Raw genomic sequence first — 25,928 nt, forward strand, 5'->3', positions numbered from 1 at the left:
GCGCGCGCGGTCCGCGTGGCCCGAAGCCGGCCGACGCGCCCTACGGTCATTCGCGTGGCCCGGCCGGTCCGCGCGGCAACGCCCCCGCCGGCGCCAGCCCCTACGGCGGCCCGAAAAAGGGCCCGCGCGGCCCGGTCGACGGCAACCGCGGCCCGCGCCCGGGCGGCAACGGCGGTCCCCCGCCCTTCCGCAAGAAGCGCCCCGAAGGCCTGCCCTCGGACGATTGATCCGCGCTTGTGAGCGCGGTCCTGGCCGCGCGCTAGAAGATCTCGAAGCGATCGGCGTCGAGGTGGGCGGGGAAGCGTTCGCGGTGGGCGGCCAGGGCTTCGCCGGAGAACGTGGTGGTGCCGACGTGCACGCCCTCGCCGAATTCGAGCTGCGGTTGGCCCAGGAAGTCCAGGGCCACGCTGTCGCCCGCGTAGGCGATGCCATTGCCGTCGGTGCCGGCGCGGTTGACCGCGGCCACGCAGCTGAGGTTTTCGATGGCGCGCGCGCGCAGCAGCGTCTGCCAGGCATGGCGACGCGGGGCGGGCCAGTTGGCGACGAACAGCAGCAGGTCGTAGTCGAAGCGACCCGGCGCCTCCACGCCGAAACGATTGCGCACGAACACCGGGAAGCGCAGGTCGTAGCAGACCAGCGGGCAGACCCGCCAGCCCTTGAGCTCCACCGTGAGGCGATCGCGGCCGGCGGCGTAGCGCTCGTGTTCGCGGGCCATCCGGAACAGGTGGCGCTTGTCGTAGAAGGACAGCCCGCCCTCGGGCGTGGCCCAAAGCAGGCGGTTGAACACGCCCTCGCCCACCCGCAGCTGCACGCTGCCGGTGACGACGGCATCCAGGCGCGCCGCCTGCTCGCGGATCCAGCGCACGGTCGGGCCGTCCATGTCTTCCGCACTGGCCAGGGCCTCGTTGCTGAAGCCCGAGGTGAAGGTTTCCGGCAGCACCACCAGGTCGGTCTGGCCGGCCAGCGGGGCGATGAGCCCGCCGTAGCGGTCGCGGTTCGCCGCCGGGTCGTGCCAGGCGGTGTCGCCCTGCACCAGCGAGACGCGCAGGTCCTGCATGTTCAGATCCTTGCCAGCCGCTCGATGGCGGCGTCCAGGGTGGACTCGACCTTCGCGAAGCACAGCCGCGCCAGGCGCTGGCCCGCGGGCGGCGTTTCGTAGAACGGCGACAGCGGAATGGCGGCCACGCCCTTCTCGATCGTCAGCCAGCGGCAGAACTCCGCATCCGGCAGGTCGCTGACCGCCGAGTAGTCCACCAGCTGGAAGTAGCCACCTGGCACCGGCAGCGGCTTCAGGCGCGTACCCAGCAATTGGTCGCGGAAGCGGTCGCGCTTGGCCTGGTAGAAGGCGCCGAGCTCGTCGTAGTGCGCCGGCTCCTGCGCGATCATCGCGGCGAACGCCCACTGCGCCGGGGCGAAGCTGCAGAAGGTGTTGTACTGGTGCACCTTGCGGAACTCGGCGCTCAGCTTCGGCGGCGCGATCGCGTAGCCGATCTTCCAGCCGGTGCAGTGGTAGGTCTTGCCGAAGCTGGAGACGACCACGGAACGCTCGGCCAGTTCGGGGTAGCGCAGCACCGATTCGTGACGGCGGCCGTCGAAGATGATGTGCTCGTAGACTTCGTCCGACAGCAGGATGATGTCGGTGCCGCGCAGCAGCCCCGCCAGGGCCGCCATGTCATCGGCGGTGAACATCGCGCCGGACGGGTTGTGCGGCGTGTTCACCATGAGCATGCGGGTGCGCGGCGTGATCGCCTCGCGCACGCGCTGCCAGTCCACGCTGAAGTCCACCGGATCGAGCGGCACGTGCACGGGGATGGCACCGGCCAGGTCGATCGCCGGCTCGTAGCAGTCGTAGCAAGGGTCGAGCACGACCACTTCCTCGCCCGGGCTGACCAGGGCAAGGATGGCGTTGAAGATCGCTTCGCTGGCGCCGCTGGTCACCGTGATCTCGGCGTCGGGGTCCACGGTACGGCCGTAGCAGCGCGCGGTCTTGGCGGCGATGGCCTGGCGCAGGGCCGGGATGCCGGTCATGGGCGCGTACTGGTTCTTGCCTTCGGCCATCGCCCGCGCCAACGCGTCCACCAGCCGCTGCGGCACCGGGAAGTCCGGGAAGCCCTGGCCCAGGTTGACCGCCTGGTGCTCCAGCGCCAGCTGGGACATCACGGTGAAGATGGTGGTGCCGACCTTCGGCAGCTTGTTCGGTACGTGCATGGGCGGGAACGTCGTTTCGGCGGGAGCCAGCATTATGCCGCGCGGCAACCTGTAGGAGGGACTTCAGTCCCGAAGCCTTTCGGCGAGAAGCTTCGGGACTGAAGTCCCTCCTGCAGGGCAAAAAACAGGGGCCCCGGAGGGCCCCTGCTTCACGCGGATTGGCGAGGGATTACTGGCAGTTCTTGCGCTGCGACAGCTGCGCGACCGGGAGGTTCTGCACCCAGTTGCCCGACAGCGCGCCGGTCAGGTTGGCGTTCACCGACATGTTGGTCACGTTGTTGGTGGCCAGTGTACGGGTGCCGGTGCCGGCGGCGGTGGGGGTCAGGCCGACCGCGGTGCCCAGCGGCGGGAAGCCGGAGAACCACGACAGGCTGAAGTTGCCGACCGCGCCGTCGAAGTTCTTCTGGCCGTACAGCCAGCGCGGGAAGCCCTGGCCGTCGTACACGTACGGGATGAAGACTTCCTGCGGACTGCCGCCGCCGGTGACCTGGTAGCTGTAGCCGAAGCCCGCCAGCGTCGGGGAGTACCAGTGGCCGGTCACGTCCAGGTTCTGGGCGTTGAACTGCGGGCAGCTGCCGCCGCCGACGCGGCCCATCGGCTCCCAGCCGCTGCGGCCGTCGAGATTGAAGCTCATGGTCATCGACTCGGGGCCGGTCGGGGTGACGATCACGTCGCCCACGTCCACCGCGTGCGTGCTGTCGCCGTCCCAGACAACGCGGAACAGCTCCGCCTTCCAGATGCCGTCCGCGCCGGGCGTGGCGCCCTGCGAGTAGTACCAGGTCGGGGTGTTGTCCTCGAGGTAGCTGTACCAGACGGTGACCCACTGGTCCGGGTTGCCGACGGGACCGGCGAAGTCGACGAACAGGCCGTGGCCGCTGCGCGCGGGGTTGGCGTACTGGCCAGACAGGAAGGCCGGCTTGGTGCCCTGCGCGGCGATGCGCGCGGTGACAGTGGCATTCACGGTGCCGGCGGCGGCGTTGGTGGGCACCACGTAGTAGCGGCCCGGCAGCAGGTTGCCGCCCGAGAGGGTCAGCGACTCGTTGCCCGAGCCGGTGGCGGCCCGGAAGGCCGCCTGCCCGTTCCAGGCCGGCGCCGACGCGATGGTCGGGCCGGTCGGCGAGGCCACGCGCGCCACGTACAGGTCCACGTTGCCGCTGGCGTTGGTAGTGGTGAACTCCACGCTGGTGGCGTGCGGCGGCACGTCGAAGTACAGCTTGTCGTGGCTGGCACCCGCCGGCAGCGTGACCGCGCGGCCGACGTTGTTGGCCAGCGCGAACGGCTCGAACGTGCTGCCGCTGCGGGTGATGCGGATCGGCACCTCGATCGGGGTGGCGCTCGGGCTGGGCTGGATGAACAGCACGCCCTCGCGCGACTGGCCGTTGATCAGGCCGGGTTCGTCATAGGCCACGCGGATGCGGAAGGACTCGTTGGCGGCGGTACGGCCAGGGCCACTGGCGACCATGGACGAGGTGCTCGACACCGAGATCGGCAGCAGCACGGAATCGACGCGGACGTCGGTGCCCGGGCCGGAGTAGTTCTGGACCACGATCCAGTACTGGGTGGCGGAGGCCTGCGAGGTGAAGTTCAGCACGCAGGACTCGCTGGACCCGCTGGAGAGCGAGGTGCAGAGCTCCTCGGCCTCGCGGCCCTGGCCGTTGAGGTCGGTGTCGCGGCCCACGAACAGGTCGATGTCCGGATTGGGCGCCGAGGTGGTGACCGTGAGGCGGTACTGGATCGGATCGCTGCCGCCCGGGGTGGCCGGCACCGAGACCAGGCGCACGTAGGTGTTCGAGCCCGCGTCGTAGGGGTCGGCGTTGGTCGGGTCGGCAGTGATGTTCTGCGTGGTGCTGACCGGCGCGACCAGGCTGGAGGTGCTGAAGCGGGCCTCGGGCATCGGCACCATGCCGCTAAGGTTGATGTCGAAGTAATCGCGCTCGCGGGTGACGTTGCGGCTGATCGACGACAGGGCCGCCTCGGCCGCCTGGCTCGAGAAGGGCGACACGTAGATCGACACCGGCAGGCGCAGGTTCGGGCGACCGTCGCCCGAGTTGTTCACCAGGGTGACGCTGCCGTAGACCCACTGGCCCACCAGGGCCGGGCTGTCGACGTTGACGGTGAAGTTGACCAGCTGGCCGCCGGCGCTGCTGTTGAACGAGGCAACGCTCGGCGTGATGGTCGCGCCCGGGGCGTCGGTGAAGCTGGCCTGCACGCTGTAGTTGCCGGCGGCGGCGCCCGGCATCAGCTTGAAGGTGCGCGGCAACACGCAGGTGCGGAAGCAGGCACCGTGGGCGATGCTCGGCAGGTTCATGTTCTCGGCGCCGCCCGTGTACGGGTTGGCGCGCGGGGTATTGAAGCCGCCGGCCGGCACATCGAGGTAGATGCCGGCGCGCGCGGCCAGGGCCACGTCGACCATGCCGGCGCCCTGGTCGTGCGGGGTGGTCGGCAGTGAGAACTCGGTGACCGACGGACGGGCGGTGAGCATCAGCGCCGAGATGACTTCGTCGGGCGTGTGGCTGGGATGGATCGAGCGCAGCAGCGCCGCGGCGCCCGCCACGTGCGGGGACGACATCGAGGTGCCGCTCAGGGTGGCGACCGAGGTGTTGCCGGCCGTACCGGCGGCACGGATGCTGACGCCCGGGCCGGTGATGTCGGGCTTGATGACGCCCACGGGGATGACCGGGCCACGGCCGCTGAAGCTGGCCAGGCGATCGCCGGCGCCGGAGCGGTCGTGGGTGGCGGCGGCGACGCCCATCACCCAGGGCGAGTTCGCCGGGTTGCCGTGCGTGCCCGGATCCGGGCCGTCGTTGCCGGCCGAGGCCGCCACCACGATGCCGGCCTCGCGCGCGGACAGGAAGGCTTCCGAATCATCGGCGCCGGCGTTGCCAACCGTGGCCCAGGGATCGAAGGGGCCGCTGCCGATCGAGTAGTTGATGACGTCGACGCCGTCGGCGATGGCCCGGTCGATCGAGGACAGGATGGCCGAGCCGCTGCAGGTATCGTCCGGGCAGGCCTTGTAGGCGATGAGGTTGGCGCGCGGCGCGACGCCGCTGTAGGTGACGCCGCCGGACGAGAACGGCGCGCCGACCGCGGTGGATGCCGTGTGGGTGCCGTGGCCGTCGCTGTCGGTGGGATCGTTGGTGCCGCCGCTGCCGGTGGTGAAGTCCCAGAGGCCGATCAGCTTGCTGTTGCAGGCCGAGGGATTGGCGGCGCAGTGGCCCACGAAGCCCGGCCGCGGATTGATGATGCCCGCGCCCGAGAAGGACACGTGGGTGCGGTTGATGCCGCTGTCGATGACGCCGACGATCACGCCCTCGCCGCGGTTGGCGGTGCCGGTGGCGGCGCCCGACCAGACCTGGTCGGCCTTGATCCAGAGCGGGCCGCGGTCGGTCATCAGATAGCGCTCGAACTCCGGACGCACGGTGCGCACGCCGGGCAGGCGGGCGATGCGCTTGGCTTCGTCGGCGGTGAGCTCGACGCTCATGCCGTTGAGGCCATGGCGGAAGACGTGGGTCGGCTCGAGCGGGCGCATCAGCGCGATGGAGGCTTCGTTCAGGCGGATGCGGCGCAGGTCGTCAAGGTAATCGACGTATTCGACGGCCGCGACGCTGTTGGCGTCGTACTTGCGCTCGCCGGTGGCCAGCGGGCTGGTCGCGGCCAGCGCCGGGCGGCCGGCCTCGGCCTTGCCGAAGCCGCGGAAGCGGGCGGCCGGGGCCTCGTCGAAGACCACGATGTAGGTCTGCAGTGCATCGGCACGCAGCGCGTTCGGATTCTTGGGCGAAGCGGCATCGGGCGAACCGGCCGGCAGGCCGAGGCCCAGGGCGATCGCGAGCATCAAGGGAGTAGCGCGCATGTAGTTTTCTGTCCTGCAGATGAATGAGCCCCCCGATTCTCCCCCACGCACATTGCAATCACAATCATCCGGTGGCAGGAATCGCCGCCCGGCGGTCAACTATGTGAAGGAGCGCTGCTCAAGGCGCCGTTTGGTTACCGGCGCTGCCCTGACCTGCATCATGGACAGCGCCAGCCCCGGACTCGTAGCATGCCCGCGCAATGACCGACTCCCCGCCCGCCCCGCCCCCGCTGCTGCAGGCCCGCGGGCTGTGCTTCTCGCGCAACGACGAGCCAGTGTTCGGTCCCCTCGACTTCACGCTTTGCCCGGGCGAAGCGCTGCTGGTGCTGGGTGGCAACGGCGCGGGCAAGACCACCCTGCTGCGGGTCCTTGCCGGCCTGCTGCCGGCTTCGGGCGGCAACGTCGAGCTGCAGGGGCGGCCGGTGGACCGCGACCACCTGGCCCGCGGCAGCGCGTATCTCGGACACCTGCACGGGCACAAGGCTGACCTGGGCGCGCTGGAAAACCTGGCCTACAGCCACGCCCTGCAGGGCGGCGACCCCGGCGCGGACCTGGCGGCGGCCCTGGCCGCGGTCGGCCTGGCCGGCTACGAAGACAGCCCCGCCCGCCGCCTGTCCGCCGGCCAGAACAAACGCCTGGCCCTGGCCCGCCTGCGCCTGCAGCCGGCCCCGCTGTGGCTGCTGGACGAGCCCTACGCCAACCTCGACCTGGACGGCATTGCGCTGGTGAACCGCCTGGTCCAGGAACACCTGGCCCGCGGCGGCGCCACCCTGCTCACCACCCACGGTGCCTACGCCGCGCCGCCGGTGCCGGTGCGCACGCTGGCACTGGGCCCGGCCCGGGTGCCGGCGTGAACGGCCCGTCCCTGCTGGCGGCCGGCCGCGCCCAGGCGGCGCGCGACCTTCGCCTGGTGTGGCGCCGGCGCGGCGATGCCGCCCAGCCGCTGCTGTTCGCGCTGATGGTGGTCGCGCTGTTCCCGTTGGCGCTGGGTGCGGACCCGCAGCAGCTCGCACGCATCGCCCCCGGCGTGCTGTGGGTCGCGGTGCTGCTGTCCGGCCTGCTCACGCTCGATGCGCTCTACCGCAGCGACGTCGAGGACGGCAGCCTCGAACAGATGCTGCTGGCGCCGGTGCCGCTGGCCTGGCTGATCGCCGTGCGCGTGGGCGTGCACTGGCTGACCACCGCCCTGCCCCTGGTGCTGGCGACGCCGCTGCTGGCGCAATTGCTGTACCTGCCGGGGGAACTCCTGCCGGTGCTGATGGTCTCGCTGCTGCTGGGCACGCCGCTGCTGAGCCTGGTGGGCGCCGTGGTCGCCGCGCTGACGGTCGGTATACGGCGCTCTGGTATGCTTTTGGCCCTGCTGGCGCTGCCCCTGTTCCTCCCCGTGCTGGTGTTCGGGGCGGGCAGCGTGATGGCCGCCGCGCAGGGCCTGTCCTCGTGGGTCGGCGCACTGCTCCTGATGGGCGCGGGCCTGGCCCTCGCCCTGGTGCTGGCCCCCCTCGCCGCCGCCGCGGCGGTCCGTATCGCCCTGAGCTGAAGAAGTCGCAAACCGCCGTGAATCCCGTCCTGCTCTGGTTCCACCAACTCGGCTCGCCGCCGGTCTTCGACCGCTTCGCCGCACGCTGGGTGCCGCCGTCCTTCCTGGTGGCGCTGGCCATGATGGCCGTGGGCCTTTACGGCGCGCTGTTCGTGGTGCCGGCCGACTACCAGCAGGGCGACAGCTTCCGCATCCTCTACATCCACGTGCCGGCCGCGTGGATGAGCCTGTTCGTCTACGCGCTGATGGCCCTCTACGCCGTCATCGCGCTGGTCTGGCACATCAAGCTTTGCGAGGTGCTGGCGATGGCCTGCGCACCGATCGGCGCGCTGTTCACCTTCGTCACACTGGCCACCGGGTCGATCTGGGGCAAGCCGATGTGGGGCACCTGGTGGGACTGGGACCCGCGCCTGACCTCCGAGCTGGTGCTGCTGTTCCTGTACCTGGGCGTGATCGGCCTGAACACCGCCATCGAGGACCGCCGCGCCGCCGCGCGCGCCGCCGGCTTCCTGGCCATCGTCGGCGTGGTGCTGCTGCCGGTGATCCGCTATTCGGTGGAATGGTGGAACTCGCTGCACCAGGGCGCCACCATCAAGCTCTTCGGCGAATCCACCATGGATTCGTCCATGACCTGGCCGCTGTGGGTGATGGTGCTGGCCACCAAGTTCTGGTTCATCGGCTCGCTGCTTCAGCGCGCCCGCGCCGACAATCTCGCGCGCGAGGCCGGCAAGGACTGGGCCCGCGCGGCCTCGGGGGTGCCGCGATGAGCTACCTGGAATACGTCGTCGGTGCCTACGCCGTGTTCGCCGCCTTCCTGGCGTGGGACTTCGCGGTGCCGCGGATGAAGCTGGCCCGCACCCGCCGCGACATCGTCCAGCGCGCCAAGCGCGAGGCCGCCCGCCAGTCCGGAACCCCCGCATGAACCCGATCCGCAAGCGCCGCCTGCTGCTCATCCTCGCCCTGCTGGCCGCCTCCGGCGTGGCCGCGACCCTGGTCACGCTGGCCCTGCGCGAGAACATCACTTACCTCTACACGCCCAGCCAGGTGTACGCGGGCGAGGCGGCCGACCAGGCCGTGTTCCGGCTAGGCGGCATGGTCGCCAAGGACACGCTCAAGCGCGAGGAAGGCACGTTGAAGGTGCAGTTCGGCGTCACCGACGGCGACGCGATCATGACCGCGCACTACGAAGGCATCCTCCCCGACCTGTTCCGCGAGAACCAGGCCGTGGTCGCCACCGGCCGCCGAGAGGGCGACGTGTTCATCGCCACCCAGGTGCTGGCCAAGCACGACGAGCAGTACATGCCCAAGGAAGTCGCCGACGCCATGGGCAAGGCGCACGAGAAGCACAAGGTCGAGACGCCGCCCGCCGGCGAAGCCAAGACCGGGGGGTACTGAGTGCTGCCCGAACTCGGATTGATCAGCCTGCTGCTGGCGATGGTGCTGGCACTGGCGCTGTCGGTGCTGCCGCTGGCCGGCGCGCACCGTAGCCACGCGGCCTGGATGGCCACGGCGCGGCCGCTGGCCTATGGACTGCTGGTGCTGGTGTCGGTGTCGTACGGACTGCTGACCTGGGCCTTCCTGCAGCACGATTTTTCGGTCGCCTACGTCGCCCAGAACTCGAATACGCTGCTGCCGCGCGCCTACCAGGTGACCGCGGTCTGGAGCGCGCACGAAGGTTCGCTGCTGCTCTGGATCTGGTTCCTGGTGCTGTGGACCGCCCTGGTCGCGCGCTTCTCGAAGGCGCTGCCGGCGCCGGTGGTGGCGCGGGTGCTGGCGGTGATGGGCATGGTGTCGGTGGGCTTCCTGGCCTTCACCGTGTTCACTTCGAACCCCTTCGTGCGCCTGTTGCCGGGTGCCGCCGAGGGGCGCGACATGAACCCGCTGCTGCAGGACCCGGGCATGATCTTCCACCCGCCCCTGCTGTACATGGGTTATGTCGGCTTCGCGGTGGCGTTCGCGTTCGCGGTGGCGGCGCTGATCGACGGCAAGGTGGATGCGCAGTGGGTGCGCTGGTCGCGGCCGTGGACCAACGTGGCCTGGGCCTTCCTGACGCTGGGCATCGCGCTGGGCAGCTTCTGGGCTTACTACGAGCTGGGCTGGGGCGGCTGGTGGTTCTGGGACCCGGTCGAGAACGCCAGCTTCATGCCCTGGCTGGTGGGCGCGGCGCTGATCCACTCGCAGGCGGTGACCGAGAAGCGCGGGAGCTTCCGCGGCTGGACGATGCTGCTGGCGATCGCGGCGTTCTCGCTGTCGCTGCTGGGCACCTTCCTGGTGCGATCGGGCGTGCTGACCTCGGTGCATGCCTTCGCGTCCGACCCCGAGCGCGGCATGTTCATCCTGATATTCCTCGCGATCGTGATCGGCGGCTCGCTGCTGCTGTATGCGATCCGCGCGCCCAAGGTGGAATCCGGCCAGCCCTTCGCGGCCGGCTCGCGCGAGACCTTCCTGCTGGCCAACAACCTGCTGCTCACCGCCTCGGCGGCGATGATCCTGCTGGGTACGCTGTACCCGCTGCTGGCCGATGCGCTCGACCTCGGCAAGATTTCCGTGGGCCCGCCCTACTTCGGCCTGCTGTTCATCCTGCTGATGGCGCCGCTGGTGGCGCTGGTGCCGTTCGGGCCGCTGGTGCGCTGGCAGCGCGAGGACATGTCGCAGCCGGTGCGTTGGCTGGCGCCGTGGGCGGTGCTGGCGGTGATCGTGGGCGTCGTCGCGTTCTTCGCCTGGCCCGAGGGCACGGCCAAGACGGCGTTCGGCCTGCTGGGCGCGGCCTGGATCCTGGGTGGCACCGCGCGCTTCGTCTGGCAGCGCGCGCGCTCGAAGGGCAGCCGCTTCACCGCCGAGATGGTCGGCATGGTGCTGGCGCACGCGGGCATCGGCATCTTCGTGGCCGGCGTGTTCATCACCGAATCGACCAGCATCGAGCGCGACGTGGCGGCGAAACCGGGCCAAGTTTTCGCGCTGCGCGGCTACGACTTCGCCTTCGAGGGCGTCGGCAAGGCGCCGGGCCCCAACTTCATCGCCGACCGCGGCACCGTGCGCGTGAGCCGCGACGGCGAGGAGATCGCCGTGATGCATCCCGAGAAGCGCGCCTACAAGGCCGGCGGCCAGGTGATGACCGAAGCCGCGCTGCACGGCAGCCTGCACCGTGACCTCTACGTGGCGCTGGGCGAGCCGCTGGATGCGAACGGCACCTGGGCGCTGCGGCTGTACGTGAAGCCCTGGATCCGCCTGATCTGGCTCGGCTCGCTGTTCATGGCGCTGGGCGGCTTCATCGTCGCCTTCGACCAGCGCTTCCGGCGCAAGGTGGCGGCATGATCAAACGACTGCTGCCCTTCATCGCGTTCGTCGGACTGGCCGTGCTGCTGGGCGTGGGCGTGATCATGAACTCGGGCAAGGACACCAGCGCGATCCCGTCGCCGTTGGTCGGCAAGCCGGCGCCTGACTTTGCGCTGCCGGTGCTGGGCGAACCCGACCGCATCGTGCGCAACGCCGACCTGCTGGGCGCGCCCTACCTGCTCAACGTCTGGGGCAGCTGGTGCCCGGCCTGCCGCGACGAGCACCCGGTGATCACGCGCCTGGCCGAAAGCGGGGTCATCAAGGTGGTCGGCTACGACTACAAGGACACCACCGAGGACGCGCAGCGCTGGCTGCAGCAGTTCGGCAACCCCTACGACCTGGTGATCACCGACGAGGAAGGCCGCGCGGCGCTCGACTGGGGCATCTACGGCGCGCCCGAGACCTTCTTGGTGGACGCGCAGGGCGTGATTCGCTGGAAGCACGTCGGGCCGGTCACGGACGAGGTCGTCGATGCGCAGCTGCTGCCCTTGATCGAGGACCTCCGATGAAGCGCCTGCTCGTCCTGATGCTGATGCTGGCTTCGCTGGCGGCCAACGCCGCGGCGCCAATCGAATTCCGCGACGCCGCCGAGGAAGCCCGCTTCCGCGCCCTCAGCGCCGAGCTGCGCTGCGTGATGTGCCAGAACCAGTCGCTGGCCGACTCCAACGCCCAGATCGCCGAGGACCTGCGCCGGCAGGTGCTCGACCTGATGCGCGAGGGCAAGAGCGACGACGAGATCAAGGACTACCTGGTCGCGCGCTACAGCGACTTCGTGCTCTACAACCCGCCGGTGAAGCCGAGCACCTGGCTGCTGTGGTTCGGCCCGGCGCTGATCCTGCTTGGCGGCGCCGCCGTGCTGGTGGTCGTGGTGCGCCGCCGCGCCGCCGCCGCGCCCGCGGTGCCGCCGCCCAACGATTCCCAGGAGTGGTGATGACGTCCTTCCTGATCGGCGCCGCCCTGCTGGTGCTGCTGGCGCTGGCCTTCGTGCTGCCGCCGCTGTGGCGCTCGGCGCGCGGCAGTGCGCTGGTACTGCTGCTGGCAGTGCCCGCGCTCACCGTGGGCCTCTATGTCGCGGTGGGCGAGCCCGACGCGCTGGACCCGGCCAACGTCGAGGCCCCGACCACGCTCGAGGACGCGATCGCCCAGCTTGAACGCCGGCTGGCCGACGAACCCGGCAGCGTCGAGGGCTGGGTGCTGCTCGGCCGCAGCCGCATGGCGCAGCAGCGCTGGGCCGACGCCCGCGATGCCTTCGCCAGGGCCTACGCGCTGCTGCCCAACGAGCCGGACCTGATGGTCGAGTACGCCGACGCGCAGATGCGCGCCGCGCCCGATGGCCGCTTCCCCGACAGCGCCACGCGCCTGCTGGAGCAGGTGGTGGCCGCGGTGCCCACGCACCAGCGCGGCCTGTTCTTCCTCGGTGCCCAGCGCCTGCAGGCGGGGCAGCCGGCCGAGGCCGCCGAGGTATGGGAGCGCCTGCTGCCGCTGCTGGACCCGCAGACCGCGCAGGCGCTGAAGCCGCAGCTCGACCAGGCGCGCGAACTGGCGGGCCTCGCACCGCGCGAGGACGCGCCCGTCGCTGCCGGCCCGTCGATCACCGTCTCCGTTTCGCTGGCGCCGGCGCTGGCCCAACAGGTCGGCGAAGGCAGCGTGCTGTACGTGTTCGCGCGCACGGCCGACGGCGCCGGCCTGCCGGTCGCGGTCAAACGCCTGCCCGCGGGCGGCTTCCCGCTGACGGTCACGCTATCGGATACCGACGGCCTGATGCCGGCGCAGAAGCTGTCGATGCAGTCCGAAGTCCGCGTGCTGGCACGCATCTCGCAATCGGGCGACGCGGCCGCCGCGCCGGGTGACCTCGAGGCCACCGCGGTGACGCTGGCCGTCGCCGATGGCGCCCGCGCCGACCTGGTGATCGACCGGGTGCTGCCGTGACCGAGGCGATCCCGCCGGGCACGCGCTTCGTCGCCCTGCCCTCGCCCTTCGCCTTCAAGCGCGGCGGCGAGCTGCACGGCGCACGCATGGCCTACGAGACCTGGGGCGAACTGAACGCCGCGCGCGACAACGCGGTGCTGGTCTTCACCGGCCTGTCGCCGAACGCGCATGCCGCGTCGAACCAAGCCAACCCCGAGCCGGGCTGGTGGGAAGCCATGCTGGGTCCCGGCAAGCCGATCGACACCGACCGCTGGTTCGTGGTGTGCGTGAATGCGCTGGGCAGCTGCAAGGGCTCGACCGGCGCCGCGTCGGTGAACTCGGCCACCGGCCAGCCCTACCGCCTCGACTTTCCCGACCTGTCGATCGAGGACGGCGCCCGCGCGGCGCACCACGTGGTGCAGTCGCTGGGCATCGAACGCCTGGCCTGCGTGATCGGCAACTCGATGGGCGGCATGAGCGCGCTGGCTTTCCTGCTGCTGCACCCGGGCGCGGCGCGCACGCATATCAATGTCTCCGGCAGCGCCCAGGCGCTGCCGTTCTCGATCGCCATCCGCTCGCTGCAGCGCGAGGCGATCCGGCTCGATCCGAACTGGAACCAGGGCCTGTACGACGAACACGCGTACCCGGAGAACGGGATGCGCATCGCCCGCAAGCTCGGCGTGGTGACCTACCGCTCGGCGATGGAGTGGGACGGCCGCTTCGGCCGCGTGCGCCTGGACAGCGAGTGCCGGGAGGACGATCCCTTCGGCCAGGAGTTCGAGGTCGAACGCTACCTCGAAGGCCACGCCCGCCGCTTCGTACGCAGCTTCGACCCGAACTGCTACCTGTACCTGGGCCGCGCGATGGACTGGTTCGACGTGGCCGAATACGGCAACGGCGACGTGCTGCGCGGGCTGGCGACGATCAAGCTCGAGCGGGCGCTGGCGATCGGCGTGCACACCGACATCCTGTTCCCCCTGCAGCAGCAGGAGCAGGTCGCCGACGGCCTGCGCGCAGGCGGCGCCGATGCGGAGTTCCTGCCGCTGCCCTCGCCCCAGGGCCACGACGCCTTCCTCGTCGACATCGATCGCTTCGGCCCCGCCATCGCCGGGTTCCTCGCGAAGATCTAGCGTTACTTGTTTGAACGCGGATCAAAGCGGAAAAAACACGATCAGAGCGGATGAGGGAGGTTGGATTGGATTGAGGCCGGTGCCTAACCAGGTCGCTGGCTCCAGTTTCAGTTAATCCGCTTTTATCCTGCGTTTTCCGCTTTGATCCGCGTTCAAAAAAAGAAGGCCCGCTTGCGCGGGCCTCGTCGAAAACAAATGAACCTGGTTCATTTGCAGTGGTACCGGTGATAGGACTCGAACCTACACGACATCGCTGCCAAGGGATTTTGAGTCCCCCGCGTCTACCATTCCGCCACACCGGCACGCTGGCCCGGCGAGTATAGCTCAGGCGGCTTCGTCGAGGCCGAGCTGGCGGTCGGCCTTGGTGTACCAGCCCTCGCCCTCGGGGTGGAAGTGCGCGCAGCAGGTCAGGGCCTGCTTGTAGATGTGCAGCGACACCGCGATGTCGGTGGCGCTGGGGTTGCGGATGGTGTGGTACTCGTGCGGCGGGATCAGGCTGCCGGCCGAGCCGGCGCCGGCCAGCGTGGTGCCCACGGGCTCGAACTGGAAGCGGTCGCCGTCGCGGCCGCGCAGGTCGTACTGGGTGATTTCCAGCTGGCCCTCGACGATGCCCTCGACGCACCACACGCCGGAATGGTCGTGGATGGCGGTGCCCTGGCCCGGGCCCCAGGTCATCGCCACCACGCTGAAGCCGGTGAGCTCGCAGCGGTAGAGCTCGCGGCGGGCGTAGTGGTCGGCCACCGGCTCGAGCACGCAGGCCGGCAGGGTCATGGCGCGGGTGCGGATCAGGTCGGAGAGGCCGTTGCGGATGCAGTCGGTGGTCTGGCGCTGGCAGTCGCCGGTGACCGCCGCGTTGATCATCGCGATGAGCTTGTCGCTGCCGGGGAATTCGAGGGCCAACATGGCATCACCAGGGGTTGCGGGTTGCCGGCAGTTTACCACCGCGCCTTCACGCGCTCTTGAGCGCGGTCAAACAGCCCGTCCGTGGGCCCGCGGTGGCGCCCTCAGCTGGCCGGCGGCCGCGGCCAGGGCCACCAGCCGCGCCCGGTCAGGGCATAACGGTCAGCCGCCTGCTCGAACCGGCTGCGGTGGCTGATGCCGCCGCAGGCGAAGTACAGCGGCAGGAACAGCGGCCCCAGCACCAGGTACTGCAGCACGTGGGCGCGCTCGTGGTCGCCCAGCCGCACCTGCTGGTCGCGGCCGCCGCGGGCGCGGCAGGCGTAGGTCACGGCCGGCTCGTCCAGGCTGCCGCCGGTGTGCAGGATCACGTTGCCCAGCGTCAGCGCCCCGCCCGGTCCCCAGGGGTAGCGGTGGAACACCAGCGCCGCGTCCGAGAACCGCATGCGGGCACCGAACGGCATCGCGGCCAGGCCCGCCAGCAGGCCCGCCGCCGTCATCGGGCTGGCCCAACCCAGCCCCAGGGTGGCGCCGAGGATCCGCGCGAGGCGAACCAGGACCGGCATGGCCTTATTGACCGCCCCAGATCAGCCGGGCCAGCGCCTCGGCGTGGTCGGGCGACAGCTGGGTCGAGGTATGCGTGAGCGTGTTGATGGCCCAGCAGGCCTCGGCGTCGGGGGCCCGCACCGGGTCGCGCATCACGTTGGCCAGGCGCTGGCCGGTGGGGCCGTGGTAGCGCGACCCCAGCTCTTCGAGCGCGCGCTCGCGGGCCGGCCCGTCCACCGGCCGCTCGGGCAGGTCGTTGACTTCGGCCTTCAGCGAACTGAGGTAGAAGTTCCAGAAATTGCGGTGGTGGCGCGGCGGCAGGCGCTCGAGCGCATCGCTGATGTCGGCCGAAAGCACCGGGTCGAAGTCGTCCTTGGGCCGGATCAGCTTGGCGCAGTTCTCCTCGCGCAGGCGCGGGATCACCGCGGCCATGGCGCGGGTCACCGAGATCAGCTGGGCCGAGTCGAGCGAACGCGCGCCCCGCTGCAGCGCGCCGGTGACCTCCGCGTACAGGCCCTTGCTGGTGAAGCGGCCGGCGAACCGGTCGCGCAGCTTCGGGTCGGCGTTGAACTGGTCCACGAACTCCTGCTGCTGGGCATGCAGGGCCGAGCCGGGCGGGTACGGATTCACCAGCTCGCTGCTGCCGACGCGGAGGATCGGCTCGCCGGTCAGCATCGACTTGCCCCACATCGCGGCGCCAATGACCAACACCAGGAACACCAACAGCTTCTTCATGCCTAGCCTGCCCGCCCATGACGGTGAAATAGGCCGAGGATGCTACCACCCCGGGCTTGTCCGTGAAGGCCGGCGTCTGCGAATCTGGCGACCTGCACGAGGGGACGACCATGGACCAGCACGACGACGGGCATCCGGCCGCCGAGGACGAGCCGACCCGGCTTTCGCGGCGCACGACGCCGACCTGGGAGATCGAGATGCTGCTCTCGGGCGCCACCGTGTTCGCGCTGATGCAGCTGGCCGGTGCGCTGCCGGCCTGGGGGGTGTACCTGCTGCCGCGCCTCGCCGATCCCTGGCTGGAGCTTGGGCGGCTGATGCTGCTTTACGGCCACAGCGCCGTGGTACTGCTGTGCCTTGCCTTCCTGCTGCACCTGCTGATGCGCGGCTACTGGGTGGCGCTGGTGGGCATGCACTCTGTTTTCCCGGGCGGCCTGAAGTTGGAGAAGTTGCGGGCCGGCCCGATCGCGAAGTCGCTGCTGGCCCGGAACTGGCAGGACATGGACGCCGCCATCGAACGCGCCGACAACCGCGCCACCGTGGTGTTCGGGCTTGGCATTGGCCTGACCCTGGTGCTTCTGCTGGTGACGGTGTCGGCGCTGCTGCTGTTCCTGGTCTCGCTGGGCGTGGCGATGGCACTGGGCAATGCCACGCTGGCGAGCCCGATCCTGATGGCACTGCTGGCGATCTGGCTGGGGCCGCAGCTGCTCGCGGGCTACCTGGACCGGCGGTTCGGCCACCGCCTCTCGCCCACCGGATGGCCGTACCGCATCCTGCACCGGACGCTCCACCTGTATTCGCGCACCGGCACCAGCCGCGAGTCCAGCCCGCTGGTCACGATCTACTCCAGCAACGTCGGCGAGAAGCGCAGCAACTGGGTCGTGCTGGCGGTCATGCTGCTGGCGACGGTGCTGAGCCTGGCGAGCGCCGCCTTCGTGAGGGAGGACCTCGGTCCCGGCAACTACGCCGGCTTTCCCGAAGGCAGTGGCGCATTGCCGCGGGCCGTGCACCACGCGCACTACGCGACGCGGCACGAGGCCGGCGAAACCCCGGACCTCCCGTTCGTGCCGGACCTGGTGGCGCGCGGTCGCTACCTGCCGCTGGTGGTGCCGTACGTGCCAACGCTGCACCAGCACCTGCTGGCCGGCTGCCCGGGTGCCGGACCGGGTCGCGACGCGGCGGCGCGGACCGCTCGCCACCAGGCCGCGCTGGACTGCCTGGCCGCGGGCTTGGTGGTGCGCCTGGACGGCGAGCCGCTGGCGCTGCCGCCCGAGGCCTACTCGGACGCCGACCGCGACCTGCGCGGGCTGCTGTACATGATTCCGATCGATGCCCTGCCTGTTGGCCGGCATGAACTCCACGTCACCCTTCGCCCGGACGAACCACCGGAGGATGGCGAGCCGCAGGCCTGGCGTATCCCGTTCTGGCGCTGATCAGGCTTCGCGCGCGGGATCGGCGAGGGCCAGCGCGCCCAGCAGCACGCCGGCCTGGGTGCGGTTGCGCACGCCGAGCTTCTCGAAGATGGCGCTCATGTGCGCCTTCACGGTGCGCTCCTGGATGCCCAGTTCGTCGGCGATCTGCTTGTTGAGCCGGCCTTCGGCCACGCGCGCCAGCACCTTGAACTGCTGCGGGCTGAGCGTCGCGAGACGGGCGGCGGTCTCGCGGTCGCCGGGTTCCGCGGGGGCGCCTTTCACCGCCTCGCGCAGCGCGGGCGGCAGCCATTCTTCGCAGGCCAGCACCGCGCGCAGGCCGGCCTGGAGCTCCGACAGGTCGGCGCGCTTGGTGAGGTAGCCGGCGGCGCCGTAGGCCAGGGCGCGGCGGATGGTGACCGGGTCGTCGTGCGCCGAGATCATCGCCACCGCCACGCCCGGATGCTCGGCGCGCAGCGAAGCCAGCCCCACCAGGCCGTGGCTGCCCGGCATGTGCAGGTCGAGCAGCACGAGGTCGGTGTCGGGATGCGCGGCGAGCGCGGCCTGCACGCCCGGCAGGTCCTCGGCCTCGATGATCGTCGCGTCGGGCAGCACGCCGCGCACCGCCTGCGTGAGCGCAAGGCGGTAAAGCGGATGGTCGTCGGCGATCAGCAGGCGCGTCATGCCTGGATTCTAGCCCGGCGCGGGGATACCGCGCCGCTGGTGAGATCCGGAGCCGGAGACACCGCGGAAGCGAAGTCGGCGCGAGCCCGGAAGGTGACTAGATTGAGAGTCCTATCCGCCCGGTGGCAGGTGTGAGACCTCCGCGAAGCGCCGCGCTCCATTCTTTTCCGATGGTCTGGTTGAAACTGCGCCCGCCCTCGACGATCCGGGAAAAGGGGGCAGAGTTATTATTCGTTTGAAACGAATAATTGCGTTGACCCCTTTTCTTGATCCGTCATTTTTCGAGCAAGAAGGCTCCGATCAGAAAAGCACGGACCATGGCGTTTCGCCCGGCACCCACACCCGCCGCCGGGCGGCGAGCTGCTTCGCACTGGCCGTCTTCCACGCTGGCCCCGAAACCCCATCAAGTGTCCGAAGGGACACGCGGGCGCTGACGCGCTCTCCACAAGCGAATCGCCCCGTTTCACACACCTGATCAGCGAGAAAAATGCCCCGCCTTGGTCCTGATCGGCACGCGCAAGCACCGGAGCGCGCCGTCGCCTGCCCTTCGATCAGCCCACCTGACGAGCCGTACCGGGCGTGCCGCGAAGGCGAGGGTCACTTCCTCCGACATAAAAAGCTTCACGGAGGAGGAAGTGACCCTCGTCTTCGCGGCATGCCCGGCGCCGGACCTCACTACTGCGCGGTCCAGCCGCCGTCGATGGGGATGGCGGCACCGGTGAGGTTGTGCGACTGGCGCCGGCACAGCCACAGCACCGTGTCGGCGATCTCGGCCGGCAGCGACATGCGGCCGCTGGGCTGCTTCTCGCGCAGCAGCTCGCGCACGCCGGCGTCGCGGTCGCCGCCGACGGCCTCGGCGCGCGCGGCGATCTGCGGCTCGATCAGCGGCGTCTCGACCCAGCCGGGGCAGACGCAGTTCACCGTCACGCCGCCGCTGTCGCGCGAGCCCGCGGCGGCATACTCGAGCCCGGCCACCTTGCTCATTCCGACCAGCCCGAACTTGCTGGCGACATAGGGCGACTTGTTCACCGACGCCACCAGGCCGTGCACCGAGGCGATGTTCACCACCCGGCCGTAGCCGCGCGCGGCCATGCCCGGCAGCGCCAGCCGCATGGTGTGGAAGGCGGCGCTGAGATTGATGGCGATCAGCTTGTCCCAGGTGGCCGCCGGCATCTCGGCGATCGGGGCGGTGTGCTGCACGCCGGCGCAGTTCACGACGATGTCGACCGGGCCCCACTCGGCCAATGCCGCCATCATCGTTTCGATGGCGCCGGCGTCGGCCAGGTCGGCGTCGAAGTGGCGCGCATCCGGCGCCCCGGCCAGCCGCACCGCGTCCACCGCGGCCGCAACCTGCGCCGTGCTGCCCAGCCCGTTCACCGCGACCCGGGCGCCGGCGGCACCGAGGCCCTGGGCGATGGCCAGGCCGATGCCCGAGGTGGAGCCGGTGACGAGGGCGACGCGGCCATCGAGGAAGCGATCGGTCATGGCGTGTTTCCTGCGGCAAAAGCGATGCCCCACCCTAGCAGCGCCGCCCGGCCGGCGCGTCGTACCAAGGTACGATGCCCGGCCCGGTCGCCATTGCTAAGGTCGGTGCATGAACGCCAAGACCACCCTGCCCTCCCGCCCCCTTCCCGCGCGCACGCCGCCGGCCTGGGACCGCCGCCGCCGCGCGACGCTGGCTTCGCTGCTGGCCCTGTCGCTGGCGGGCTGCGCCGGCCAGGCCGCACGAACGCCCGCACTCGACGTCGAGGCCGGCATATCGCTGAAGACCCACCGCGATGGCGACGACCTGCTGACCGCCGGTCTCGGCGAAGCGGGCCTGCGCAGCGCGACGCCGCCGGCCTTCGCCGACCCCGCACGGCCCACCGTGGACGAACTCCGCCGTCGCGCGATCTGGACCAACTGGCGCGGCATCGCCGACCTGTCGCCGGGCGGCGGCTACGGCGAGGTCTACGGCGCGCTGGCGCCGGTGCCCGGCCGCGAGTACCACGCGCTGGTCCGCCTGCCGGAGCGTCGGCAGCCGCACCGGGTGATGGTGCAGGTGCCCGATGCCTTCGATGCGCAAGCACGCTGCGTGGTGGTCGCTGCTTCGTCCGGCTCGCGCGGCATCTACGGCGCGATCGCCCTGGCCGGCGCCTGGGGCCTGCCGCGCGGCTGCGCGGTGGCCTACACCGACAAGGGTGCGGGCACGGGCTACGTGGACACCCGCGATGGCCGCGGCTTCGGCCTCGACGGCCGCCTGGCCGAAGGCGACGCGCCGGTCGAGTTCCGCGTTCCGGCGGCGAGCGCGGCGGCCGGCTCGGGCGCCGCGAATGCGCCCGGTGCCGCGGTGGCCCCGGGAAGCACCACAGGATTCGCACCGCCGATCGCGGTGAAGCACGCCCACTCCGGCGACAACCCCGAGGCCGATTGGGGCCGCCACGTGGCGCAGGCCGCCGAGTTCTCGCTGCAGGTGCTCTCGCTCGCGCACCCGGACGCCGGCCCGTGGACCTTCGAGAACACCCGCGTGATCGCCGTCGGCGTCTCCAACGGCGGCGGCGCGGTGCTGCGCGCGGGCGAGCTGGACGGGCCGCATTTCGACGCGGTGGTGGCGGTGTCGCCGAACATCCTGCCGCGCGACGGAGGGCGCCCGCTGTACGACTATTCCAGCGACGCGGCGATCTGGATGCCGTGCGCGCTCAACGCCAGTGCCTACGACGGCGTGATGCTGGCGCGGCCCGGCGGCGCGCCTTCGCCCGCGGGCGTCGCACGCTGCGCCTCGCTGCGCGCCGCAGGCTTTTTCGCTGACGACGAGCCGCGTGCGCAGGCCGAAGCCGCCCGCCGGCACCTGCTCGAGGGCGGCTGGACCGACGCGGCCATCGCCGCTGGCGTGCTGAGCAGCAACTTCGACCTCTGGCGCGCGGTGAACGCGACCTATGCCTCCGCCTACGCACGCACCGGGCCGGACAAGATGCCCTGCGGGTTCTCGTTCTCGGCGCTGGACCCCGCGGGCCAGCCGCGCCCGCCCACCGCCGCCGAACGCGCGGCGTGGTGGAGCGACGGCAGCGGCATCCCGCCCGGCAGCGGGATCGCCCTGCGCGATCCACGGGCCGAGGGTGCCGACCCGACGCTGGAGGGCAACCTGTGCCTGCGCCTGCTCTGGGATGACGCCGAGGGCCCGGTGCGCGACGGCATCGAACAAACCCGCGCCGCCCTGCCCCGCGCGGGCCTGCCGGTGATCGTGGTGCACGGCGCCGACGACGGCCTGGTGCCGGAGGCCTTCAGCGGCGCGGCCTACGCGCGCTGGGCCGCGCACGACGGCACCACGATCCGTTACTGGCGCGTGCGCAACGCCCAGCACTTCGATGCCTTCCTCGGCCTGCCGGTGCTGGCGATGCGCTACGTGCCGATGATGCCCTACGGCTATCGCGCGCTGGACGCGGCGTGGGCGCACGTCGCGGAAGGCAAGGCACTGCCGGCCGACGCCGACATCGCCACCACGCCGCGCGCATTCGTGGATGGCGCCGTGCAGTCGCTGCGCGCCGAAAACCTCGGCGAACTGCCGTAACCCCCTGTAGGAGGGACTTCAGTCCCGAAGCTTTTCGGTGAAGAGCTTCGGGACTGAAGTCCCTCCTACAGGGGGCCTCGGGTCAGCGGGCCAGCAGGCGGGCCATCACGGACTTCAGCGCGAGCGGCTTGAGCGGCTTGTGCAGCAGCACGCAGCCGGCGGCGGCCACGGCCTCGCGCACGTCGGTGCCGTGGTCGGCGGTGATCACCACGCAGGGGCGCGGCGGCATCACCGCAGCCAGGCGCTCACGCAGCATCAGGCCGGTCTGGTGGTCACCCAGGTGGAAGTCGAGCAGCACCAGGTCGGGCGTGGCGCCCGCCACCAGCCGCAGCGCCTCGTCGGCATCGCGGGCGGCCAGCACCTCGCATTGCCAGCCCTGCAGCAGCGCCTGCATGCCGCGCAGCACGTCGGCATCGTTGTCCACCACCAGCACGCGGCTGCGCGGCGGTTCGGGCGTGGGCGGCTCGGGCGCGCTGGCCGGGGCCGGTGCCGGCGCGGTGCGCGGCACTTCAATCGAAAACACCGTGCCCTTGCCGGGCCAGGACCGCAGCTTCAGCGGCAGGCCGAGCAGCCGCGCCACACGCTCGGCGATTGCCAGGCCCAGGCCCAGCCCCTGGCCGCCGCGGTCCAGGCGGCGGAACTCCTCGAAGATCACCGCCTGGTCGGCCTCGGCGATGCCCGGCCCGGTGTCCCAGACTTCGATGGCGATGCGGTCGCCGCGCCGGCGGCAGCCGATCAGGATGCGGCCGCGCGCGGTGTAACGCACCGCGTTGCCCAGGAAATTCTGCAGCACGCGCCGCAGCAGCTGCGGATCGGTGTGCACCCAGGCGCGGCAGGCCACGGTGTCGAGCGGCAGCGACTTCTCGGCCGCCAGTACGCGGAATTCCGCCGCCAGCGGCAGCACCAGCTCGTCGAGCCGGAAGGCCTGCGGCTTCGGCGCCATGCCGCCGGCGTCGAGCCGGGAGATGTCGAGCAACCCGCCCAGCAGCGACTCGGCCGAGCCCAGCGCACCGTCGATGTTGGCCAGCGCGGCCTGGTGCCCCGGCTCGGACAGCTGCGGCGACAGCGCGTGCACGAACAGGTGGGCCGCGTTCAGCGGCTGCGCCAGGTCATGGCTGACCGCCGCCAGGAAACGGGTCTTGGCGCGGTTGGCGCGCTCGGCCTCGGCCTTGGCGCCCGCCAGTTCGGCGGTGCGCTCCGCCACGCGCTGCTCGAGCGTCTCGGCCACCGACTTGAGCTCGGCCTCGCTGCGCCGGAAGGCAGTGACGTCGGTGAACGTCGCCACGAAACCACCGCCGGGCATCGGCGTGCCGCGGATCTCGACCACGGTGTCGCCCAGGCGCCGCTCGGTGACGTAGGGCGTGCCCGCGCGCATGTGCTCCAGCCGGCGCTGCACCGCGTCGCCCGCTTCGCCGACCTGCACCCGGCCGCGCGCGACGTTGTGCGCCACCAGCTCGGCCACCGGCACGCCCACCTGCAGCAGCTCGGGCGGATAGTCGAACAGCTCGGCGTAAGGCTTGTTCCACGCCACCAGCCGCAGTTCGGCGTCCACCACGCTGATGCCCTGGCTCATGTTCTCCAGCGCCGCCTCGAGCACGCGCTGGTTGAAGCGCAGCGCCTGCGAAGCCTCGCCGACGATCGTGGCCACGGTGTCGAGGTCGCGGCCCTGCTCGCGGCGCGCGGCATCGAGCAGCAGCCTTGCCGACGCCGCGCCCAGGACCGCCGCCAGCTCGCGTTCGACGCGCTGCTGCACCTCGGCCGCCACCCCGCCATCGCTGCTGGCGCCCGCCAGCGCCGCTTCGACCCGCGGCAACGGCAGGAAGCGCACGGCGACCGCGCGCAGCCCGTCGCGCGTCAGCGTCACGCCCTGCCCCCGGTCCGGCCGCACGTCCAGCCGCGAGGCCAGCGCCCAGGTGACCAGCGCACCCGCGACCAGGCTCAGCACGGTCGCGCGCGCGATCCGGCTCCATTCGCCCAGCCCGAACATCGCATCCGGCGCCAGCCACGCCAGCCCGAACGGTCCGTCCAGCAGCCAGCCACCGCGATGCGCCGCCGCTTCGGCCAGCGCTGGCACCAGCAGCACCCAGACCCACATCGCCACCGCGGCCAGCAGGCCCACCAGCACCGCGCGCGGCGGCGTCTGCGGCCGCCACACCGCGAAGCCGACCGCTGGCGCCAGCGTCGCCAGGCCCGAGAACGACAGCGCGCCGATGTCGGCCAGCGCGTCGCTGCCGGCGATCGCGCGGCTGTAAAGCCACGCCAGCAGCACCACCACCAGGATGCCCACGCGCCGCTGCATCAGCACCGCGCCGCGCAGGTCGGCGCCGCGGCCGCGGCCCAGGCCCCAGGCGCCGCGCACCAGCAGCGGCGCCAGCCAGTGGTTGCTGATCATCACGCTCAGCGCCAGCGTCGACAGGATCACCATGCCGGTGGCGGCGCTCAGGCCGCCGAGGAAGGCCAGCAGCGCCAGCGGCTCCTGGCCCTGCGCCAGCGGCAGCGCCAGCACGTACAGGTCGGACGGCACGCCCATCGGTGCCAGCAGCGCATCGCCGGCGCGCGCCAGCGGCAGGATCGGCAGCGCGATCAGCAGCATGTACAGCGGGAACAGCCAGCGCGCCGTGCGCAGCTGGCCTTCGTCGCGGCACTCGACCACGCCGACGTGGAACTGGTGCGGCAGCGTGAACATCGCCAGCGCGCCCAGCAGCACCAGCGCCGGGAAGCCGCTGGCGCCATCGGCCGGCGGCGGCACCGGCGGCACGTCGGGCAGGTCGAGGCCGAACCACACGAAAGCGCCCAGCGCCAGCATCGCGCCCAGCTTGAGCAGCGACTCCACCGCCATCGCCAGCACCAGCCCGCGGTTGTGCTCGACCGCCGAGGCGCGGCGCGCGCCGAACAGCATCGCGAACAGCGCCATCGCCAGCGCCACGTACAGCGCACTGTCCTGCCAGGGCGGCGGCGACAGGTCGGAGGCGCGGGTCAGCAGCCCGTAGCTCATCGCAACCGCTTTGAGCTGCAGTGCGATGTAGGGAACGATGCCCAGCATCGCCACGAAGGTGACCACCGCGGCGAGCCAGGAATTCTTTCCCAGCCGCGTCGCCACCAGGTCGGCAAGCGACGTGGAGTTGTGCTCGCGCGCCAGCCGCAGCAGCTTCAGCAGGAAGCCGAAGCCGAGCACGTAGAGCAGGATCGTGCCGAGGAAGGTCGGCGGGATCGGCCAGCCCGAGCGCTGCGCCTGCGTCACCGTGCCGTAGAAGGTCCAGGACGTGCAGTACACCGCCAGCGACAGGCTGTAGACCACGGGCCACTGCTTCGCGAGCAGGCCGGGACGGCGCTCGGCCCACAGCGCGGTGCCGAACAGCAGGCCCAGCCAGACCAGGCCCGCCCCGATGACGAAGGCGTCGGTCAGCACGGCGCGGCGCCCGGGCTCACTCCAGCGGCGCGCCCAGCGCAGCCATGGCCGACGCCAGCCAGCGCAGCTGCGCGCCGCGCCGGGTGTCGTAGTCCGGCCCCGTGTAGCCCCACCAGTCCCAGCATGCCTTCGGATTCAGCGGCAGATAGCTCGATCGCGCCTGAGGATACAGCACCACCAGCCGGTGCACGTCGGCCCAGCGGTTGAAGCCGGCCTCGCGCGCGAAGCGGTCGCCGAGGCGGCCGATGTCCTGTTCGCAGCCGTGGAAGACCACGACTGCGCCGCAGCGCTCGCCGCCGGCGCAGGCCGCCGGCACGTAAAGGAAACCCTCGTCCGCCAGCAGCGGGTCCACGTCGTCCGGCGCATGCGCCGCCTGGTCGAATCGACGCAGCTCGCCGCTGGCCTCGGTCGCGGTGCCGCCCGCCTCGAACAGCCAGCCCAGCGCCTGCCCCGCGGCATCGAGGCCGCAGGCGCCCAGGTGCGGCGGGCCGCCCGCGGCGCAGTCTGCGCCCGCACGCAGCGTCGGCATTACGTGGCCGAAGTCGCCATCGCCTTCGAAGCGCAGCCGCATCGCCGGTGCGTCCGGCGCCAGCAACTGGTAGACGTCCAGCGCGGCGCGGCTGACTTCGGCGGAGACGGTGCGATCGTGCCGACCATGCAGCACCAGCACGCGATCCCCGGCCAGCCCGGCCACCGGCGCCAGCGCGCCCGCCGCCGCGCGCTCGCGCACCCCCG

The 25,928-nt window shown here is 71.3% G+C and carries 22 protein-coding genes, 1 tRNA gene and 1 pseudogene; 13 read left to right on the plus strand and 11 right to left on the minus strand.

Going from position 1 to position 25,928, the window contains the following annotated elements:
* Positions 1 to 227: pseudogene (locus Q0C12_RS09790) on the plus strand (hypothetical protein); the annotation flags it as partial.
* 32 nt (positions 228 to 259) lie between these two features.
* On the opposite strand, the gene Q0C12_RS09795 reads toward Q0C12_RS09790, so the two are convergent.
* The 3 genes from Q0C12_RS09795 to Q0C12_RS09805 all read right to left on the minus strand — a co-directional run bounded on the left by Q0C12_RS09795 (position 260) and on the right by Q0C12_RS09805 (position 6,040).
* Entirely contained in the window at positions 260 to 1,057 is a 798-nt protein-coding gene (locus Q0C12_RS09795; protein WP_290889627.1) for an amidohydrolase, read from the minus strand.
* Between the two features lie 2 nt (positions 1,058 to 1,059).
* Complete coding sequence (locus Q0C12_RS09800; RefSeq protein WP_290889630.1) at positions 1,060 to 2,208, minus strand: pyridoxal phosphate-dependent aminotransferase; 1,149 nt, start codon at positions 2,206 to 2,208, stop codon at positions 1,060 to 1,062.
* Between the two features lie 169 nt (positions 2,209 to 2,377).
* Entirely contained in the window at positions 2,378 to 6,040 is a 3,663-nt protein-coding gene (locus Q0C12_RS09805) for a S8 family serine peptidase (protein WP_290889633.1), read from the minus strand.
* A 218-nt stretch (positions 6,041 to 6,258) separates the two neighbouring features.
* Between Q0C12_RS09805 and ccmA the strand changes: the two genes are divergently transcribed.
* From ccmA to Q0C12_RS09855, 10 genes are all read left to right on the plus strand, one after another.
* Positions 6,259 to 6,912, plus strand: coding sequence for a heme ABC exporter ATP-binding protein CcmA (gene ccmA, locus Q0C12_RS09810; protein ID WP_290889636.1), 654 nt, complete (start codon positions 6,259 to 6,261; stop codon positions 6,910 to 6,912).
* Complete coding sequence (ccmB, locus tag Q0C12_RS09815; protein ID WP_290889639.1) at positions 6,909 to 7,595, plus strand: heme exporter protein CcmB; 687 nt, start codon at positions 6,909 to 6,911, stop codon at positions 7,593 to 7,595. Before ccmA ends, ccmB begins: the two co-directional genes overlap by 4 nt.
* A 17-nt stretch (positions 7,596 to 7,612) precedes the next feature.
* Positions 7,613 to 8,362, plus strand: a complete 750-nt coding sequence (gene ccmC / locus Q0C12_RS09820; RefSeq protein WP_290889641.1) for a heme ABC transporter permease CcmC — start codon at positions 7,613 to 7,615, stop codon at positions 8,360 to 8,362.
* Positions 8,359 to 8,517, plus strand: coding sequence for a heme exporter protein CcmD (locus tag Q0C12_RS09825; RefSeq protein WP_290889644.1), 159 nt, complete (start codon positions 8,359 to 8,361; stop codon positions 8,515 to 8,517). Before ccmC ends, Q0C12_RS09825 begins: the two co-directional genes overlap by 4 nt.
* Positions 8,514 to 8,990, plus strand: coding sequence for a cytochrome c maturation protein CcmE (gene ccmE, locus Q0C12_RS09830; protein WP_290889647.1), 477 nt, complete (start codon positions 8,514 to 8,516; stop codon positions 8,988 to 8,990). Before Q0C12_RS09825 ends, ccmE begins: the two co-directional genes overlap by 4 nt.
* Positions 8,991 to 10,910: a heme lyase CcmF/NrfE family subunit gene (locus Q0C12_RS09835; RefSeq protein ID WP_290889650.1), complete on the plus strand. Its 1,920-nt coding sequence runs from the start codon at positions 8,991 to 8,993 to the stop codon at positions 10,908 to 10,910.
* Between the two features lie 65 nt (positions 10,911 to 10,975).
* A complete protein-coding gene (locus tag Q0C12_RS09840; RefSeq protein ID WP_290889687.1) occupies positions 10,976 to 11,440 on the plus strand; it encodes a DsbE family thiol:disulfide interchange protein in 465 nt (154 codons plus the stop codon).
* Complete coding sequence (locus Q0C12_RS09845; RefSeq protein ID WP_290889654.1) at positions 11,437 to 11,862, plus strand: cytochrome c-type biogenesis protein; 426 nt, start codon at positions 11,437 to 11,439, stop codon at positions 11,860 to 11,862. The genes Q0C12_RS09840 and Q0C12_RS09845 overlap by 4 nt, the downstream gene beginning before the upstream one ends.
* Entirely contained in the window at positions 11,862 to 12,860 is a 999-nt protein-coding gene (locus Q0C12_RS09850) for a tetratricopeptide repeat protein (RefSeq protein ID WP_290889657.1), read from the plus strand. The genes Q0C12_RS09845 and Q0C12_RS09850 overlap by 1 nt, the downstream gene beginning before the upstream one ends.
* Entirely contained in the window at positions 12,857 to 13,969 is a 1,113-nt protein-coding gene (locus tag Q0C12_RS09855) for a homoserine O-acetyltransferase (RefSeq protein WP_290889660.1), read from the plus strand. Before Q0C12_RS09850 ends, Q0C12_RS09855 begins: the two co-directional genes overlap by 4 nt.
* A 216-nt stretch (positions 13,970 to 14,185) precedes the next feature.
* On the opposite strand, the gene Q0C12_RS09860 is transcribed toward Q0C12_RS09855, so the two are convergent.
* From Q0C12_RS09860 to Q0C12_RS09875, 4 genes are all read right to left on the minus strand, one after another.
* Positions 14,186 to 14,271, minus strand: a tRNA-Leu gene (locus Q0C12_RS09860).
* A gap of 22 nt (positions 14,272 to 14,293) precedes the next feature.
* Positions 14,294 to 14,872: a cysteine dioxygenase family protein gene (locus Q0C12_RS09865; protein ID WP_290889662.1), complete on the minus strand. Its 579-nt coding sequence runs from the start codon at positions 14,870 to 14,872 to the stop codon at positions 14,294 to 14,296.
* Between the two features lie 101 nt (positions 14,873 to 14,973).
* A complete protein-coding gene (locus tag Q0C12_RS09870; protein WP_290889665.1) occupies positions 14,974 to 15,432 on the minus strand; it encodes a hypothetical protein in 459 nt (152 codons plus the stop codon).
* Between the two features lie 4 nt (positions 15,433 to 15,436).
* Positions 15,437 to 16,147 (minus strand): hypothetical protein, encoded by a 711-nt coding sequence (locus Q0C12_RS09875; RefSeq protein WP_290889668.1) that lies wholly within the window; start codon positions 16,145 to 16,147, stop codon positions 15,437 to 15,439.
* Positions 16,148 to 16,257: 110 nt separating this feature from the next.
* On the opposite strand from Q0C12_RS09875, the gene Q0C12_RS09880 reads away from it, so the two are divergent.
* Positions 16,258 to 17,577, plus strand: coding sequence for a hypothetical protein (locus Q0C12_RS09880; protein WP_290889670.1), 1,320 nt, complete (start codon positions 16,258 to 16,260; stop codon positions 17,575 to 17,577).
* On the opposite strand, the gene Q0C12_RS09885 is transcribed toward Q0C12_RS09880, so the two are convergent.
* Together Q0C12_RS09885 and Q0C12_RS09890 are read right to left on the minus strand one after the other, a co-directional pair.
* Positions 17,578 to 18,237, minus strand: a complete 660-nt coding sequence (locus tag Q0C12_RS09885) for a response regulator transcription factor (RefSeq protein ID WP_290889673.1) — start codon at positions 18,235 to 18,237, stop codon at positions 17,578 to 17,580.
* A 675-nt stretch (positions 18,238 to 18,912) separates the two neighbouring features.
* Complete coding sequence (locus Q0C12_RS09890) at positions 18,913 to 19,722, minus strand: 3-hydroxybutyrate dehydrogenase (protein WP_290889675.1); 810 nt, start codon at positions 19,720 to 19,722, stop codon at positions 18,913 to 18,915.
* A 109-nt stretch (positions 19,723 to 19,831) separates the two neighbouring features.
* Between Q0C12_RS09890 and Q0C12_RS09895 the strand changes: the two genes are divergently transcribed.
* A complete protein-coding gene (locus tag Q0C12_RS09895; protein WP_290889679.1) occupies positions 19,832 to 21,784 on the plus strand; it encodes a 3-hydroxybutyrate oligomer hydrolase family protein in 1,953 nt (650 codons plus the stop codon).
* Between the two features lie 82 nt (positions 21,785 to 21,866).
* Here the strand turns inward: Q0C12_RS09895 and Q0C12_RS09900 are convergent, their stop codons facing one another.
* Both Q0C12_RS09900 and Q0C12_RS09905 read right to left on the minus strand, forming a co-directional pair.
* Entirely contained in the window at positions 21,867 to 25,193 is a 3,327-nt protein-coding gene (locus Q0C12_RS09900) for a PAS-domain containing protein (protein WP_290889682.1), read from the minus strand.
* A gap of 16 nt (positions 25,194 to 25,209) precedes the next feature.
* Positions 25,210 to 25,928, minus strand: a 719-nt coding sequence (locus Q0C12_RS09905) for a PHB depolymerase family esterase (protein WP_290889685.1), incomplete at its 5' end; no start/stop codon positions are given.

The organism is Arenimonas sp. (assembly GCF_022842045.1).
GTDB lineage: Bacteria > Pseudomonadota > Gammaproteobacteria > Xanthomonadales > Xanthomonadaceae > Arenimonas.

Excerpts from the sequence above, each read along its gene's own strand:
- Q0C12_RS09885 (WP_290889673.1), bottom strand. The coding sequence starts at position 18,237 with ATGACGCGCCTGCTGATCGCCGACGACCATCCGCTTTACCGCCTTGCG.
- Q0C12_RS09825 (WP_290889644.1), top strand. The coding sequence starts at position 8,359 with ATGAGCTACCTGGAATACGTCGTCGGTGCCTACGCCGTGTTCGCCGCC.
- Q0C12_RS09870 (WP_290889665.1), bottom strand. The coding sequence starts at position 15,432 with ATGCCGGTCCTGGTTCGCCTCGCGCGGATCCTCGGCGCCACCCTGGGG.
- Q0C12_RS09800 (WP_290889630.1), bottom strand. The coding sequence starts at position 2,208 with ATGCACGTACCGAACAAGCTGCCGAAGGTCGGCACCACCATCTTCACC.
- Q0C12_RS09895 (WP_290889679.1), top strand. The coding sequence starts at position 19,832 with ATGAACGCCAAGACCACCCTGCCCTCCCGCCCCCTTCCCGCGCGCACG.
- ccmA (WP_290889636.1), top strand. The coding sequence starts at position 6,259 with ATGACCGACTCCCCGCCCGCCCCGCCCCCGCTGCTGCAGGCCCGCGGG.
- Q0C12_RS09880 (WP_290889670.1), top strand. The coding sequence starts at position 16,258 with ATGGACCAGCACGACGACGGGCATCCGGCCGCCGAGGACGAGCCGACC.
- Q0C12_RS09840 (WP_290889687.1), top strand. The coding sequence starts at position 10,976 with ATGAACTCGGGCAAGGACACCAGCGCGATCCCGTCGCCGTTGGTCGGC.
- Q0C12_RS09845 (WP_290889654.1), top strand. The coding sequence starts at position 11,437 with ATGAAGCGCCTGCTCGTCCTGATGCTGATGCTGGCTTCGCTGGCGGCC.
- Q0C12_RS09890 (WP_290889675.1), bottom strand. The coding sequence starts at position 19,722 with ATGACCGATCGCTTCCTCGATGGCCGCGTCGCCCTCGTCACCGGCTCC.
- Q0C12_RS09865 (WP_290889662.1), bottom strand. The coding sequence starts at position 14,872 with ATGTTGGCCCTCGAATTCCCCGGCAGCGACAAGCTCATCGCGATGATC.
- Q0C12_RS09795 (WP_290889627.1), bottom strand. The coding sequence starts at position 1,057 with ATGCAGGACCTGCGCGTCTCGCTGGTGCAGGGCGACACCGCCTGGCAC.
- Q0C12_RS09875 (WP_290889668.1), bottom strand. The coding sequence starts at position 16,147 with ATGAAGAAGCTGTTGGTGTTCCTGGTGTTGGTCATTGGCGCCGCGATG.
- Q0C12_RS09850 (WP_290889657.1), top strand. The coding sequence starts at position 11,862 with ATGACGTCCTTCCTGATCGGCGCCGCCCTGCTGGTGCTGCTGGCGCTG.
- Q0C12_RS09805 (WP_290889633.1), bottom strand. The coding sequence starts at position 6,040 with ATGCTCGCGATCGCCCTGGGCCTCGGCCTGCCGGCCGGTTCGCCCGAT.
- ccmE (WP_290889647.1), top strand. The coding sequence starts at position 8,514 with ATGAACCCGATCCGCAAGCGCCGCCTGCTGCTCATCCTCGCCCTGCTG.